Genomic DNA, 15,214 nt, shown 5'->3' on the forward strand with positions numbered 1-15,214 from the left:
CCAGCTTCACCGTCGTGAACAACGGTTCTTGCATCTCGTCCATTCCACGCATCGGCTCATCTGCTCAAGATCATGAACACGATATCTCTAACGCACCGCCCTTCGAGCCCGCTTACACCGTTCCCAATTTCAACAGCCTGCTAGGCCTTGCTCGTTGTCCTTGCAAGCCTTGTGGCAACTCATGTCGAGTAAGCCTCAGAGAGATACGGAGGTAACTCGGTATTCCGATGTCGGAACAACCAATAAGTCAGAAGATGGCTCCGCTAACGGATTCCAATGGCAATTGGATCCTTGGTCAGGACAAAAGCCAGCCATGACACGGGAGCTGACTTATCAGATTGGTGGTAAAAATGTGATCGCAAGGAAGCCGAACTGTTGATCTTGTGGGCGATCGTCGAACGCGGCCTGGCTTTGTCATCGCTCACGACTGATGACGCGATCGCGTACCGGGCATTCATCCGAGGTCCAGCGCCGCGTGAACGGTGGGGCGGCCCGCCGCGACCGCGCGATTCAGTGGAGTGGTGACCGTTCTCGGGGGGCTGTCGGCTCGCTCGGCAGCCTATGCGCTGACCGTACTCTCAGCGCTGTTTCGCTGGCTGATCGAGCAACGCTACGTGCTGGCTAATCCGTTCGCCGGAGTCAAGGTTCGCGGACATGCATTGCGCCTGGCGCTCGACACGACGCGCGGCTTCACGGAAGGCGAATGGTTGCTGCTGCGCTCAATCGCGGACGGCCTGGAGTGGTCATACGGCTGGTCGGAACCGGCCGCACAACGGCTACGCTTCCTGCTCGACTTCGGGTACGCGACGGGCCTGCGTGCCAACGAACTCGTCGGGGCAACACTTGGCGACGTGCGCGTCGACGAGCGCGGTGACCAATGGCTCCATGTGACCGGCAAAGGAGGCAAACGCGCCCGAGTGGCATTGCCACCGCTCGCACGCGACGCACTCGATCAGTGTCTCGTACAGCGCCGATTACCAATTATGCCTGAGCAGTGGCAGCCCAGAACTTCATTGGTGGCGAGTCTCGGCGAAGACGGTGGCGCCGGCATTGCCGGCGCGCGACTATGGCACGTCATGCGCCGGTTCTTTCTGCAGGCTGCCGATATCATCAGGTCGGCTCACCCCGCGCTCGCCGAAAAGCTGCAGCGGGCAAGTCCCCACTGGATGCGTCATAGCCATGCCAGCCACGCCCTCGCTCGTGGCGCTGGATTGACGACGGTTCGCGACAACTTGCGCCACGCCTCGATCGCGACAACTTCAATGTACCTGCACGGCGACGATATCCTGCGCGCACGAGAGATCAATCAGGCGTTCGGACGACGGTAGCACCGACCCCGACCGGCCTTAGCGTGCAATATTTTCCGTTTTCTGAAGTCACCCCTAATGGTGCCGGCAGCAACGTGGCAAGACGCGGATTCGAACGGTGTCAAGACGGCAGGCGCCGTCGCGCAGTCGATCGAGCGTCGTCGCGTCGCGACAAGATTGCCCGGTTTAAAAACGCATCGGGCCGCAGACCCGCTACCATTAGCCGTTCCTTACATATCTGAAAGGATATCGTTGGTTATCGGTAACTACGATAATTTCTATTGTAGATACGTCTCTACTCGCAAAACCGGCCTTCGACTACTGTAGCTGTCACGTTACTACCGAGGCCATACATGTCCAAACTCAATCTCAAACTACTGGGTCCATGCCTGCTCGCCATTGCGATCGACGCGATGGGGTTCGGGCTCGTGTACCCGATCATGGCGGCGATCTTCTCCGATCCCCAATCCGGCATCATCGGCGCCGATACGAGTCCGCAACTCCGCAATTTCTACCTGGGGCTCGGGTACGGCGTCTATCCGTTCTGCATGTTCTTCGGTTCCTCGCTGATGGGTGAGCTGTCCGACGGCTACGGCCGGCGGAAGATCATGCTGCTGTGCGTGTTCGGGCTGGCTCTCAGCTACTTGCTGATGGCGCTCGGCGCGCTGCTGCCGAGTATCGCGCTGTTGCTGATCGGACGCGGCCTGAGCGGCCTGATGGCCGGTTGCCAAGGGATCGCGCAGGCCGCGATCACGGACATGAGCACGCCGGAAACCAAGGCGTACAACATGAGCATCATGTCGATCGCGTTCAGCGCGGGCGTCATCGTCGGCCCCGTGCTCGGCGGCGTCACGTCGGACCGCACGATCGCACCGTTCTTCAACTACGGCACGCCGTTCCTGCTGGTCGCCGCGCTGTCGGTCGTCTGCGGGCTCTGGACGTTCTGGTCATATCGCAACGCGGTCGCGCCGACCGGCAACACGCGTGTGGACCTGCTGATGCCGCTGCGGATCATCTACCAGGCCGGCACGCACCGCCGCATCGCGTTCCTGTCGATCGTGTTCTTCCTGATGCAGGTCGGTTACGGGCTGTATCTGCAGACGATCATGCTGGTGCTGCAGACGAAATTCCAGTACACGAGCTCGCAGCTCGGCCTGTTCAGCGGCCTGATCGGCATGTCCTTCGTGTTCGGGCTGATGGTGATCGTGCGGCTGATGCTGAAAATCTGGAACGTGGTCGACATCGCGAAGACGGGCCTGCTGATCGCGGGCGTCGGGCAAGTGCTGTCGGCACTGTTTCCGCACGAAAACACGCTCTGGGTGCTCGGCATGGTGGTCGGCTGCTTCGACATGGTTGCATACACCACCATGTACACCGCGTATTCGGACGCGGTGACCGAGGACCGCCAGGGCTGGGCGCTCGGCGTCGCCGGCTCCGTGATGGCGATCGCCTGGGTCGTGACGGGCTTCCTCACCAACCTGTTGCCCGTGCTCGGCGAGCTCGGCCTGCTGATGGTCGGCGGCCTGAGTTTCGTCCTCAGCTTCGTGATGATGCTGGCTTATGGCCGAAAGTGGTCCGCGCCAACCGTGTCCGTCGGCTCGCGCGCCTACGACTGATGTGTCTTCTCCCGGCGCGCGCATCGCTGCCGCGATGCCGCCCGGGCGCCAGCCGGATTCCAGGCCGGCGCATGCTCTCCCTGTATCGAAACGGAAGTACCCGATCAATCCAGCAACACGTTCATATTGAAGGACTGACATGGTGAATATCGCATCAAGAGACGAGGACGCCGCATTCGATATGGTCATCGTCGGCGCCGGCGTAGCCGGCCTGTACATGCTGCATCGGGCCAAGGAAGCCGGTCTGTCCGTACGGCTCGTCGACGCGGCGGACGGCATCGGCGGTACCTGGTTCTGGAATCGCTATCCCGGCGCACGCGTCGATATCGAGAGCTTCGAGTATTCGTACTCGTTCTCGCGCGAACTCGAACAGGAATGGCGCTGGACCGAACGCTATGCATCGCAGCCCGAACTGCTGCGCTATTTCGATCACGTCGCGCACCGCTTCGGGCTCTATGAACACATCCAGCTCGGCACGCGGATCGATGCCGTGACGTTCGACGAATCGCGCGCCCGCTGGACGCTCGTCACTCACGCCGGCGAACGACTGCACGCCCGCTACTGCGTGATGGCGACCGGCTGCCTGTCTGCGCCGAAGGTGCCGGACGTCCCCGGATACGGCAGCTTCGCCGGCGAAACCTACTTCACGTCGCGCTGGCCGACCGGCACGGTCGACCTTGCCGGCAAGCGCATCGGCGTGATCGGCACCGGCTCGTCGGCGATTCAGTTCATCCCGGTCGCCGCGCAATCGGCCGCGCACGTCACCGTGTTCCAGCGCACGCCGAACTACAGCATCCCGCTGCGCAACCGTCCAATGGACGCGGAATACGAGCAGCAAATGAAGGCGAACTACGCGGAACTGCGCCGCATGGAATGGCAATCGCCCGGTGGCTTCGTCTGTGTCGGCGGCGAACCGCGTCAACCGCTGCGGATTTCCGCGCTGTCCGTCACGCCGGAAGAACGCCTGCGCGAATACGAAGCGCGCTGGGCCGCGGGCGGGCTGTGCTTCTACACGTCGTACAACGATCTGCTGACGAACAAGGAGGCGAACGACACGCTCACGGCGTTCGTCCGCGCGAAGATCCGGGAGAAGATCGACGATCCCGTGCTGGCGGACAAGCTTACGCCGAGCGGCCATCCGATCCTGACGAAGCGCCTGTGCGCCGACAGCGGCTATTTCGAAACCTTCAATCGCGACAACGTGTCGCTGATCGACCTGAAGGAAACGCCGATCGAGTCGATCACCCGCAACGGCATCGTCGCGGACGGCCGTGAGATCGAACTCGACATGATCGTATTCGCAACCGGCTTCGATGCGGTGACGGGCGCGCTGCTGAACGTGGACATTCGCGGGCGTCACGGCGAATCGCTGCGCACCGCGTGGAAGAACGGCCCGCAGACGTATCTGGGGCTCATGAGCGCGGCGTTCCCCAACCTCTTCAACATCGCGGGTCCCGGCAGCACCGCCTCGCTGAGCAGCGCGGTGCCGTGCGACGAGCACCAGGTCGAACTCGTGATGAAGCTGATCGAGCGCGCCGCGCACCACGATGCGGCTACCGTCGAGCCGACTCGCGCGGCGCAGGAAGCGTGGACTGCTCGCATCCAGGCGATCGCGGAGAAGACGCTGATCCATCAGAGCAACTCCTGGTACGTCGGCGCAAACGTGCCCGGCAAGCCGCGTGCCGTCCTGCTCGATCTCGAGGGATTCGATTCCTACATCGCCGTATGCGAAGGCATCATCGAACGCGATTACGAAGGATTCCTGTTCAACACCGAAACTTCAGATCATTCACTTCCTGAAAGTGTGGCCGAAGTCTGACCCCGCGACATCCTCCCGCTGAATCGGTTTCCTACACCGGCGATTCGCGTCCGACGGGCGCGAATATCAATAAGGATTACGTATGAGTAAACTTCATTCGAGCGCTGCTTCAGCGCTCCGGGACATCGTGCGCGACGGCCAGACCTTCGCGATCGGCGGCTTCGGCCTGTGCGGGATTCCGGAGGCGCTGATCGCGGCGTTGCGCGATTCGGGCGTCAAGGGCATCACCTGCATCAGCAACAACGCGGGCGTCGACGGTTTCGGTCTCGGCCTGCTGCTGGAAACGCGCCAGATCAAGAAGATGATCTCGTCGTACGTCGGCGAGAACAAGGAGTTCGAGCGCCAGTACCTGGCCGGCGAACTCGAGCTCGAATTCACGCCGCAGGGCACGCTGGCCGAGAAGCTGCGCGCGGGCGGCGCGGGCATCCCCGCGTTCTTCACCAATACCGGCTACGGCACCGTGATCGCGGAAGGCAAGGAGACGCGCCAGTTCGGCGATCGCCACTACGTGCTCGAGCCGTCGCTGACGGCCGACGTCGCGCTCGTGAAGGCGTGGAAGGCCGACAAATCCGGCAACCTGATCTATCGCCGCACCGCGCGCAACTTCAACCCGATGTGCGCGATGGCCGGCAAGATCACCGTGGTGGAGGTCGAGGAGATCGTCGAGAACGGCGCACTCGATCCGGACCAGGTCCATACGCCGGGGATTTTCGTGCAGCGCATCGTGCTGAACGCGACGCCGGAAAAACGCATCGAACAACGCGTCGTACGCGCGAAAGGAGACTGACATGGCCTGGAATCGTGACCAGATGGCCGCGCGCGCGGCGCAGGAACTGCAGGACGGCTTCTACGTGAACCTCGGCATCGGCCTGCCGACGCTCGTCGCGAACCACGTGCCGGAAGGTGTCGAGGTGTGGCTGCAGTCGGAGAACGGGCTGCTCGGCATCGGCCCGTCGCCGACCGAGGACGAAGTCGACGCCGATCTCATCAACGCCGGCAAGCAGACCGTCACGACGCTGCCGGGTTCGTCGATCTTCTCGTCGGCCGACGCGTTCGCGATGATCCGAGGCGGCCACATCAACCTCGCGATCCTCGGTGCGATGCAGGTCAGCAAGCAGGGCGACCTCGCGAACTGGATGATCCCGGGCAAGATGATCAAGGGGATGGGCGGCGCGATGGACCTCGTCGCGGGCGTGAAGCGCGTCGTCGTGCTGATGGAGCACGTCGCGAAGGGCGACCAGCACAAGATCCTCGACGAATGCAACCTGCCGTTGACGGGGGTCGGCGTGGTCGACCTGATCATCACCGATCTCGGCGTGATCGAAGTGACGCCGGCCGGCCTCAGGGTCGTCGAGCTCGCCGACGGTGTGAGCGTCGGCGAGATCAAGGCGAAGACCAGCGCGCCGCTCGATGTAAGCGCCGTGTCCTGAGAACCGGCGGCGAACGGCAAAGCAACACGCCGTTCCATCTATTTCGATTTGCATTAGTCGTTTCGCTGTACTTAACGCATCACATTTATCACCAGGAAGTTGATTCAGATGTCGTCACATTCATAAATCTAATCTGCTGGAGAGGGCCGTCATGAGTCAGGATCAGATGTGGAAGTTCAAGCCGTATACGAGGCACACCGTTTCCCAATCGCCGCAATGGCAGCTGTTGCCGGGCGAGCTTCGGGAAGCCGTCGACGTCGTTTCGCGCGTGCTGCCGTTTCGAGTCAATCCCTATGTGCTGAATGAACTGATCGATTGGGACAAGGTTCCCGACGACCCGATCTACCGGCTCACGTTCCCGCATCGCGACATGCTGAAGGACGACGAGTATGCGGCGATCCGCGATCTCATCCAGGAAGGTGCCGACGAAGCGCGCATCGAAGCCGTCGTCCGCCAGATCCGCCTGCGGATGAACCCGCACCCCGCCGGGCAGCTGACCCACAACGTGCCCTATCTCGACGGCGTGCCGTTAAGCGGCCTGCAGCACAAGTATCGCGAGACGGTGCTGTTCTTTCCGAGTGCGGGGCAATCCTGCCACGCGTATTGCACGTTCTGCTTTCGCTGGCCGCAGTTCGTCGGCATGGACGAGCTCAAGTTCGACGCTCGTTCGTCGCAGGAGCTCACCGCCTATCTGCGGCGTCATCCGGAAGTCACCGACATTCTCGTGACGGGCGGCGATCCGCTTGTGATGAGTGCCCGCGCGCTCGGAGAATACCTCGAGCCGCTGCTCGCGCCGGAGTTCGACCATCTGCAGAACATCCGGATCGGCACGAAGTCGGTCGCCTATTGGCCGCAGCGCTTCGTGAGCGACAAGGACTCGGACGACCTGCTGCGCGTGTTCGAAAAGGTGGTGGCGTCCGGGCGCAATCTCGCGATCATGGGCCATTACAACCATCCGCGCGAACTGCAGCATCCGATCGCGCAGCGGGCCATGCGGCGCATCATCGGCACCGGCGCGAGCGTGCGCATCCAGGCACCGCTGATCCGGCACATCAACGAGGATCCGGCCGCCTGGGCCGAGCTGTGGACGACGGGCGTGCGGCTCGGAGCGATCCCGTACTACATGTTCGTCGAGCGCGACACCGGGCCGAGCGATTATTTCAAGCTGCCGCTCGCACGCGCCTACGAGATTTTCCAGGCCGCCTACCGCTCGATATCGGGCCTCGCCCGCACCGTGCGCGGCCCGTCGATGAGCGCGTTCCCGGGCAAGGTGATGGTCGACGGCATCGTCGAGTTGGCCGGCGAGAAGGTGTTCGCGCTGCAACTGCTGCAGGCCCGCAACCCCGAATGGGTGCGCCGGCCGTTCTATGCGAAGTTCGATCCGAAAGCGACCTGGTTCGACGAGCTCGTCCCCGCATTCGGCGAAAAAACCTTCTTCTTCCAGGACGAACTGGCCGCGATGGAGCATGGCGCTGGCGGATCGGGCCGGACCATCGCCGTGGCCCGTCACGACGCCGTGCGCCCCGATTTGCTGGAGGCCGTGGAATGAGCAGCCTTCTCGATCAGGAAAGCGCGGAGTACGAAGTCTTTGCGCTGCGTTACGCGACGCACGACGATCGGCGCAGTGGCGAGAACTATCTCGGCGACGATCCGCACGACGACATCTCCATGCCGCTCGACTTCTATGTCTGGGTGATTCGCGGCATGGGCCGCACGGTGCTGGTCGACACAGGGTTCGACGCGCCAACGGCCGCCCGGCGCAAGCGCCGCTATCTGCATTCGCCGGTGGCGCTGCTGGGCGAGCTCGGCATCGACGCGGCCGACGTGGACGACGTGATCATCACGCACATGCACTACGACCACGCGGGGAACATCCGCGCGTTTCCCGGGGCGACGCTGCATATCCAGGATGCGGAGATGGCGTACTGCACCGGGCGCTGCATGTGTCACGAAGCGATTCGCAAGCCGTTCGAGGCGCATGACGTGTGCGCGGCGATCGAACGGTTGCACGCGGGCCGCGTGCGATTCGCCGACGGCGATCACGCGGTGGCATCCGGCATCCACACGCACCTGATCGGCGGCCACACGGCCGGCCTGCAGGTGGTGCGGGTGCGCACGGCGCGAGGCCATGTCGTGCTGGCCAGCGACGCCGCGCACTACTGGGACCACATCCGCTCGAAGCGCCCGTTCCCGATCGTCTTCAACGTCGCGCGCATGCTCGACGGGCATGCGGCGATCGAAGCGCTGGCGGACGGCCCCGACCACATCATTCCCGGCCACGATCCGGCGGTGCGCCAGCGCTTCCCGCGCTGGAACGGGCATCCGGACATCGTGGCGCTGCACGCGCCGCCCTTGAGCGACGCGCACCTCGCCGCCGACGCGTCGCGCGCGGCGGTATCGAACCCGGCGACAGCAGCGGCCGACGTTCAACTCGAAACGGGAGAAACACAATGACGAACACGATTTCGATTGCGATCATTGGCTTGGGGCCGCGCGGCGTCACCGTGCTCGAGCGCCTCGTCGAGCACGCGCGCAGTATTCCGGCCGGCGTCGCGCTGGACATCACGGTGTTCGACGCCGGCGAGTGCGGGCAGGGCGCTCATCCGTCGAGCCAGCCGGATCACTTGATGATCAACACCGTCGCGTCGCAAGTGACGATGTTCGCGCCGTCTAGCGAGCTGGGCCGGCACGGCGCGCCGTCGCTCGTCGAATGGGCGCATGACAGCGGATATCGCTACGTCGACGGCGCGTTCCGGAAGACGACGGTCGATGCGGGCCGCCCGCTCAACGATGCCGACCATCTGCCGCGCAGCCTGCTCGGCGAATACCTGTCCTGGGTTTATGCACGGATCGTCGCCGCGCTGCCGCGCAGCGTCGCGGTGACGCATCGCCGCGCCCGCGTGGTCGATCTCGTGCCGGCCAAGCGCGGCTACGAACTGCAAGTCGACGACAGCGCGCCGGCCTTTGCGCACTACGTGTTCCTGACGACGGGCCACGGCACGCGCCGCCCCACCGAGAGCGACCAGCGCCTCGCGCAGTTCGCGGAGCGGCATCGGGTCAACAACGGGCAGCTCGCATACGTGCCGTCGCCATACCCGATCGAGACGCTGAACGATATCGCCCCCACCGCGACCGTCGCCGTACAGGGGTTCGGCCTGACCGCACACGATGTCGTGTCCGCGCTGACGATCGGCCGTGGCGGACGCTACGTCGAACGCGACGGCGAACTCGAATACCAGAAGTCCGGGCTCGAACCGCAGATCCTGCTGTTCTCCCGCAACTGCCTGCCGTTCGCCGCGCGCGGGATCAACCAGAAGGGGTTGACGGGGCGCCACCGCCCGCGCTTCTTCACGCCGGACGCGGTGGCGGCATTGCGTGCGGCCGCGCTGGACACCACGGGCAGCAGCCTGATCGATTTCCGCGCTGACGTGCTGCCGCTGATTATCAAGGAAATGGCTTACGCGTACCGGCTCGCGCTGCAAGGCGGCAACGTCGATGCCGACGGGTTCGAGCCGCGCCCGGATGAGCTGCACGCGATCGGCCAGATTCTGTGGCCGCTCGAGGGCAGGACGTTCGAATCCTTCGACGCGTTCCGCACGTTCTTTTTCGCGCTCATGCGCGACGACCTGCATCACGCGCTGCTCGGCAACCTGACGAGCCCGGTCAAGGCGGCGACCGACGTGCTGCGCGATACGCGCGACGCGTTGCGCGCGGCCGTCGAATACGGCGGGCTGACGCCCGATTCGCATCGCTACTTCGTCGACGAATTCAACGCCATCACCAACCGCGTGTCGTTCGGCCCGCCGCTGCGGCGCAATCGCGAGCACCTCGCGCTGCACCGCGCCGGCTTGCTCGACATCGCCGGCGGCCCCGGCGCGCGGCTTGTCGCCGACGAGACGTGCGCGCATTTCCGCATCGAGGCGCAATACGGCGAGCGGGTGGAGCGCCGCTACGCGGACGTGCTCGTCGTCGCGCGGCTCGATCCGTATTCGCCGGCCACCGACGGTTCGCCGCTCTCGACCGCGCTGCTCGGCCGCGGCATCGTCCGCCCGTACCGGAACGGCGACTACCACCCGGGCGGACTCGACGTCGATACGGGTATGCATCCGCTCGGCCGCGACGGCGAAGCGCAGTCGCGCCTCTGGGCCATCGGCTTTCCCATCGAAGGCGCGCACTTCTACACGCATGCGCTGCCGCGTCCGGGCATCGCGTCGCGGCAGACGCGCGACGCCGAGCGCTGCGTGCTCGAACTGCTCGACATGATCGCGGCCGAACAGGCCACCGGCCCGGCCCGCATCGGCGTGCCGGGCGACGACACCACCGCGGCACGCGATTCGCTCGCAGCCGCGCCTGAAGCCGCCTTGACAGCGGCGCTGGATGGTAACTAAACATGCTGACCCTGCACGATTTCCACCGCTCGTCCGCATCGTTCCGGGTGCGTATCGCGCTCAATCTGAAGGGCGTCGCCTACACGACGGTCGTTCAGGATCTCGATGCGCGCGCCCACCGCGCCGATCCGTATCTGTCGATCAATCCGCAAGGCCTGCTGCCCGCGCTGCGGATCGGCGACCGCGTGCTGACGCAGTCGTCGGCGATCGTCGAGTATCTCGACGACGAATACCCGGACCCGCCGCTGCTGCCTGCCGGCACGCAGGAACGCGCGCGCGTGCGCGCGCTGTTCCAGACGGTCGCGGCGGACACCCACCCGATCACGGCCATGCGTGTCGCCCAGTACCTGAAAGAGGCGACCGGCTGCGACGACGGCGTGGTGCTCCGCTGGAAGCAGCACTGGATCACCACGAGCCTGGGCGCGCTCGAGACGATGCTCGCCGGCAGTGCCGAGACAGGCCGGTTCTGTCACGGCGATCGCCCGTCGCTCGCGGACCTCGCGCTGGTGCCGCAAATCGTCGCGGCCCGCAACGTCAACATCGATATCGCGCCGTATCCGACCGTATCGCGCATTCATGACGCATGCATGCAGCTCGCGGCGTTCCGCGATGCCCATCCGGATACCTGTTCATCCCACCCTGCGTACAACAAGGAGTAACCATGCAGACGATCGAAGGCGACATTCTCTCGTTCTCGGAATATCTCGAATTGACGTCGAAACCCCCGGCCGACCCGGTGGTCTGGAAGTGGCAATCGATCGAGTCAATGGCGCTCAGCCGCCCACACAACCCGCAGGGCACGCTTGCGCTGTCCGGCGGCAGAGTCGATGAGCACGGGACAGTCGCTCCCGATCTGTCGCTTGTCATCCAGGTACTGAAGCCCGGCGAGATGACGGAGCGGCATCGCCATTCATTCTGGCATCTGTACATCGTTCAATCGGGCTCCGGAGAAATGGCGTTCGGCGAAAACCAGACGCGCGAGCGACTCGTGCCGGGCGACACGGTGTTCGTGCCCGCCTGGGGTTATCACGCCATCGGCAACCCGTCGGGCACCGAGCCGTTCGTGCTGTTCCGCCTGCAGAACCTTCCGCAGAACGCGAGTTCGGGCAATCTCATGCGCGAAATCCAGGGGGAGCTGCAAATCATCTATGCCGGCGCGGGTCTGGCATCCCATCGGTAAAACGACGCGCGGGCCGGCCGCACACGGCGGCCGGCCCGCGTACAGACGAAGGAGGTGTTCGTTGGCTTACACGTTCGAGAAGGGGCGCATCTATCGAATGCCCACGCACTTCGGACCGGCACCGGGCCCCCGGCAGGTGCCGAACGCGCTCGCAGTCGACCCGCACCGCAATCCGACGCGCATGACGGTGTCCGCGTCGTTTCTCACCGATGCCGCCCGGCTGGAACGGCATCTTCCGGAACGTTTCACGCTCGCCGGCGAGCCCGTCGTGACCGTCGAGTTCCACTACCTGACCGGCATCGACTGGCTCGCCGGACGCGGCTACACGATGGTTCACGTGAGCTGGCCCGCGATCTTTGCGGGGACGCGCGACCGCGCTGCCGGAAAGTTTCTCGCGGCGGTATGGGAAAACCTCGCGGATCCGATCATCACCGGCCGCGACGAGATCGGTCATCCGAAGCTCTATGCGGACGTCGCGGCGCCGCGGCAGTTCAACGGCGAACAGCATTGCGAAGCGAGCTGGATGGGCTTTCGCTTTCTCGAGCTCGGCGTGACGGGATTGCGGGAACCGGTGGCCGACACGCCGCCGGCCCGGTCCGACGGCACCTTGATGCTGAAGTACACGCCGCGCACCGGCGACTGGGGCGAGACCGAGCTGTGCCAGGTCACGCTGACGCCGGTCCACGACCCGTACGTCACGGTCGACCGGCGGCACGTCGGAGATGCGCGCGTGCGCTTCAACGTCGCGAGCTGGTCGGACCTGCCGACGATGGCGCACGTCGTCAATGCCCTCGCCGAGTTGCCGATCGTCGAGATGCGCGGCGGCTCGATCGTGCACGCGCACGGCGGGAAACCCTACCTCGACCAGTGCGTGCTGTCGTAGCGCATGCCCCGGCCCGTCCGGCATCGCGCCGCAAGCTTTCGCGCGATGCGCGGATGCCATCGGGCATTCAACGTTTGCTTGACCCGACCCGCCGGGCAGACCGGCGGGCACAACCTCAACCCACAGGTGCCAAGATGACCCGAGCCTTCACACAGAAATTCGACGTCACGTATCGCGACCAGGATCCCGCCGGCCACGTCAGCGCGACGATGTATTACGTGTACATGCTGAATGCTTACATGGCTTACGCGCATGAACTGCTGGAGGTGCCGCTCGATCAGGGCATTCCGCAGATCATGCTGAAGACGTCGTGCGAATACGTCCGTTCCGCGAAATGGGGGGAATCGCTCGAATTGAGCGCGCGAATCACGCGCCTCGGCACGAAGAGCTTCGACCTCGAATACCTGATCACGCTCGCGGGCGACGCCGACACCGTGATCGCGCGAGGCGCGTCGACGCACGTCGCTTACGACTATGTGACGGAATCGACGGTGCCGCTTTCGGACACGTTTCGCGCACGCGTCAGGCAATACCAGGAGGAGGAGGCGCCCGAATTGTCCGAAGTCGCCTGACAAACCGCGCCCTCGTTGCGCCCGGTCCGATGCCGGGCGCTGCGCCACGGTCGGCAGGGAAAAGCGGATTGCCGGGATCGAATGCCGGATTCACGGCGCGCGAGCGGTGTTGACTCATGCGAAGGCGCCCGGCTCACGACAGGTTGTACCGAAAAGGCTACGTTAGCGTGCAACCGGCCGGAACGGCACACGCGAGCGAGAAGATCAACGTTCAATACAGGGTGAACGTCGAAAGGTTGCGCAGTAATCGAGTGTGGTGACAAGCGAGGCAGGACCGGGGTTCGCCAAACCTGAATGCCTGCACCAGGAGAACAACGGGCGATATGGAGCGCTGCAACCCGTCCTGCCTGTCGAAACACATGAAAACTGTTGCAAACGGGACGCGTTCATATGGACTGGCATGTCCACTGTCGTCTCGATCCAGAATGGCGATCGCACGTCGGCGCTCTATCGCCGGCTCGACCGCCGCCTGCTTTCCTTTCTGCTCATCTGTTATTTGTTTGCATGCCTTGACCGGCTCAATGTTGGTTTCGCCCGGCTGCACATGCAGTCCGACATCGGCTTGACCGATGCGCAATACGGCCTGGCCGCCGGCATATTCTTCATCGGATACGCGCTCTTCGAGGTGCCGTCGAACCTGATGCTGCCGAAAATCGGCGCGCGCAAGGCCATCAGCAGGATCCTGGTGCTGTGGGGCCTGACGTCCGCAGCCATGGTCGCGACGCGCGATGCGACGACGTTCTATGTGCTGCGCTTTCTCCTGGGCGTCTTCGAGGCCGGATTCACGCCGGGCATCCTCTTCTATCTGACCTGCTGGTATCCCGAATCGCGCCGTGCGAAAGCCATCGCCGCGGTCATGATCGGCGGCCCCCTCGCGGGCGTGCTCGGCGGCCCGCTGTCGATGTGGATCATGACGACCTTCGCAGGCTTGGGCGGCCTGTCCGGCTGGCAGTGGATGTACCTGATCGAAGGGCTGCCGTGCGTCGCGCTCGGCATCATGGCCCGCGTGCTGCTTGCCGATCGCCCCGAGACGGCGTCGTGGCTGTCGCCCGAGGAACGGCAGGAACTCGTCGACATGGCCGCGAAGCCTCAACATGCGGAGCGGCACGGTTTCGCGGAAGTCGTGAAGGACCCGTACGTCTATTTGATGAGCGCCGCCTATTTCTGCGTCATTTGCGGCATCTACCTGATCAATTTCTGGCTGCCCGGCCTGCTGGCGGCCGGCGGCGTCACCGATCCGATGAAGATCGGCCTCTATTCGTCGATTCCGTTCGTTGCCGCGACCATCGGCATGGTCGTCGCCGGCCGTAGTTCCGATCGCCGCAACGAGCGGCGCTGGCACAGCGCGATTCCGGCGTTGGTCAGCGCGATTTCGCTCGCCGCTACTGCCGTGTCGAGCGACAGGCTCGATGTTTCGCTGATTTGCATCACGGTTGCGACGACCGCGATGTGGATGGCCTACACGGTATTCTGGACCATTCCATCCGCCTATCTGAAAGGGCCCGCCGCCGCGGGCGGCATCGCGCTGATCAATACGATCGGCGTGTTGGGCGGCTTTTTCAGTCCTGCGGCAATCGGCTGGCTGCGGACGTCGACCGGGAGCTTCCGCGCGTGCCTGCTGTTGATGGTGGCCATCATGGCCATCGGCGCCGCGCTGCTTGCGGCCACCCGACCCGCTGTCCGCCGATCTTGATGCAGGTCCCCGTTCATCCGCCAACTTTTGCCGACCGGCCGCTTGCGCGAGCGGAACGTCTTTTCCAGTTTCGGCAGCAGCTTCGGCACCCATCGATAGACCGTCGAATGGCCGACCGCGAGACGGCGCTCGGCCATTATCTCCTCAAGGTGACGCAGGCTACAGCGGGTAGGCCACGTACCAGCGCATGCATCGCAGCATCACATCGAAAGGATAATGCGGCGTTTGAACACCCGTCTCAGACTCGTATCCGGCATCGGCTTCATCGGCTCGCGCTCCGTTTGATGTCGTCGGCTTATCTGACCGTCCTGACCGCGGCACCTCCC

General features: G+C 64.3%; 12 protein-coding genes and 2 pseudogenes. 13 read left to right on the plus strand and 1 reads right to left on the minus strand.

Annotated elements, in window-relative coordinates; genetic code table 11:
- Positions 1-357: 357 nt before the first annotated feature.
- The 13 genes and pseudogenes from ACNQQL_RS05830 to ACNQQL_RS05890 form a co-directional block, all read left to right on the plus strand.
- Positions 358-1,328: pseudogene (locus ACNQQL_RS05830) on the plus strand (tyrosine-type recombinase/integrase); the annotation flags it as partial.
- 332 nt (positions 1,329-1,660) lie between these two features.
- Positions 1,661-2,923: an MFS transporter gene (locus tag ACNQQL_RS05835; protein ID WP_072445214.1), complete on the plus strand. Its 1,263-nt coding sequence runs from the start codon at positions 1,661-1,663 to the stop codon at positions 2,921-2,923.
- A 139-nt stretch (positions 2,924-3,062) separates the two neighbouring features.
- The gene (locus tag ACNQQL_RS05840) at positions 3,063-4,742 is read left to right on the plus strand and encodes an NAD(P)/FAD-dependent oxidoreductase (protein ID WP_347063528.1); all 1,680 of its coding nucleotides are present in this window, start codon (positions 3,063-3,065) and stop codon (positions 4,740-4,742) included.
- An 82-nt stretch (positions 4,743-4,824) separates the two neighbouring features.
- Positions 4,825-5,529, plus strand: a complete 705-nt coding sequence (locus ACNQQL_RS05845) for a CoA transferase subunit A (RefSeq protein WP_347063529.1) — start codon at positions 4,825-4,827, stop codon at positions 5,527-5,529.
- A 1-nt stretch (position 5,530) separates the two neighbouring features.
- On the plus strand, positions 5,531-6,172 hold the full coding sequence (locus tag ACNQQL_RS05850; RefSeq protein ID WP_034184335.1) for a CoA transferase subunit B: 642 nt from the start codon (positions 5,531-5,533) through the stop codon (positions 6,170-6,172).
- Between the two features lie 151 nt (positions 6,173-6,323).
- The gene (locus tag ACNQQL_RS05855) at positions 6,324-7,721 is read left to right on the plus strand and encodes a KamA family radical SAM protein (protein ID WP_072439829.1); all 1,398 of its coding nucleotides are present in this window, start codon (positions 6,324-6,326) and stop codon (positions 7,719-7,721) included.
- The gene (locus tag ACNQQL_RS05860; protein WP_204421194.1) at positions 7,718-8,626 is read left to right on the plus strand and encodes an N-acyl homoserine lactonase family protein; all 909 of its coding nucleotides are present in this window, start codon (positions 7,718-7,720) and stop codon (positions 8,624-8,626) included. Before ACNQQL_RS05855 ends, ACNQQL_RS05860 begins: the two co-directional genes overlap by 4 nt.
- Positions 8,623-10,560, plus strand: coding sequence for an FAD/NAD(P)-binding protein (locus tag ACNQQL_RS05865; RefSeq protein WP_347063530.1), 1,938 nt, complete (start codon positions 8,623-8,625; stop codon positions 10,558-10,560). The genes ACNQQL_RS05860 and ACNQQL_RS05865 overlap by 4 nt, the downstream gene beginning before the upstream one ends.
- A gap of 2 nt (positions 10,561-10,562) precedes the next feature.
- Positions 10,563-11,219 carry a maleylacetoacetate isomerase gene (gene maiA / locus ACNQQL_RS05870; protein WP_204421192.1) on the plus strand — a complete coding sequence of 219 codons (657 nt, stop codon included), beginning with the start codon at positions 10,563-10,565 and terminating at the stop codon, positions 11,217-11,219.
- Between the two features lie 2 nt (positions 11,220-11,221).
- Positions 11,222-11,740, plus strand: coding sequence for a cupin domain-containing protein (locus tag ACNQQL_RS05875; protein ID WP_347063531.1), 519 nt, complete (start codon positions 11,222-11,224; stop codon positions 11,738-11,740).
- A gap of 61 nt (positions 11,741-11,801) precedes the next feature.
- Positions 11,802-12,623 (plus strand): acetoacetate decarboxylase family protein, encoded by an 822-nt coding sequence (locus tag ACNQQL_RS05880; protein ID WP_072439818.1) that lies wholly within the window; start codon positions 11,802-11,804, stop codon positions 12,621-12,623.
- 134 nt (positions 12,624-12,757) lie between these two features.
- A complete protein-coding gene (locus tag ACNQQL_RS05885) occupies positions 12,758-13,195 on the plus strand; it encodes an acyl-CoA thioesterase (RefSeq protein WP_204421191.1) in 438 nt (145 codons plus the stop codon).
- Positions 13,196-13,595: 400 nt separating this feature from the next.
- The gene (locus ACNQQL_RS05890; protein ID WP_072439815.1) at positions 13,596-14,888 is read left to right on the plus strand and encodes an MFS transporter; all 1,293 of its coding nucleotides are present in this window, start codon (positions 13,596-13,598) and stop codon (positions 14,886-14,888) included.
- Positions 14,889-14,899: 11 nt separating this feature from the next.
- On the opposite strand, the pseudogene ACNQQL_RS05895 reads toward ACNQQL_RS05890, so the two are convergent.
- Positions 14,900-15,145, minus strand: a pseudogene (locus tag ACNQQL_RS05895) (IS6 family transposase); the annotation flags it as partial.
- Positions 15,146-15,214: the final 69 nt, after the last annotated feature.

The sequence above is a fragment of the Burkholderia sp. LFS061 genome, from assembly GCF_047978125.1.
Taxonomy (GTDB): Bacteria; Pseudomonadota; Gammaproteobacteria; order Burkholderiales; family Burkholderiaceae; genus Burkholderia; species Burkholderia pyrrocinia_C.

What these genes read in the sequence shown, in the direction of transcription:
- maiA (WP_204421192.1), top strand. Translation starts at nt 10,563, where the DNA reads ATGCTGACCCTGCACGATTTCCACCGCTCGTCCGCATCGTTCCGGGTG.
- ACNQQL_RS05885 (WP_204421191.1), top strand. Translation starts at nt 12,758, where the DNA reads ATGACCCGAGCCTTCACACAGAAATTCGACGTCACGTATCGCGACCAG.
- ACNQQL_RS05840 (WP_347063528.1), top strand. Translation starts at nt 3,063, where the DNA reads ATGGTGAATATCGCATCAAGAGACGAGGACGCCGCATTCGATATGGTC.
- ACNQQL_RS05850 (WP_034184335.1), top strand. Translation starts at nt 5,531, where the DNA reads ATGGCCTGGAATCGTGACCAGATGGCCGCGCGCGCGGCGCAGGAACTG.
- ACNQQL_RS05890 (WP_072439815.1), top strand. Translation starts at nt 13,596, where the DNA reads ATGTCCACTGTCGTCTCGATCCAGAATGGCGATCGCACGTCGGCGCTC.
- ACNQQL_RS05875 (WP_347063531.1), top strand. Translation starts at nt 11,222, where the DNA reads ATGCAGACGATCGAAGGCGACATTCTCTCGTTCTCGGAATATCTCGAA.
- ACNQQL_RS05865 (WP_347063530.1), top strand. Translation starts at nt 8,623, where the DNA reads ATGACGAACACGATTTCGATTGCGATCATTGGCTTGGGGCCGCGCGGC.
- ACNQQL_RS05835 (WP_072445214.1), top strand. Translation starts at nt 1,661, where the DNA reads ATGTCCAAACTCAATCTCAAACTACTGGGTCCATGCCTGCTCGCCATT.
- ACNQQL_RS05845 (WP_347063529.1), top strand. Translation starts at nt 4,825, where the DNA reads ATGAGTAAACTTCATTCGAGCGCTGCTTCAGCGCTCCGGGACATCGTG.
- ACNQQL_RS05855 (WP_072439829.1), top strand. Translation starts at nt 6,324, where the DNA reads ATGAGTCAGGATCAGATGTGGAAGTTCAAGCCGTATACGAGGCACACC.
- ACNQQL_RS05860 (WP_204421194.1), top strand. Translation starts at nt 7,718, where the DNA reads ATGAGCAGCCTTCTCGATCAGGAAAGCGCGGAGTACGAAGTCTTTGCG.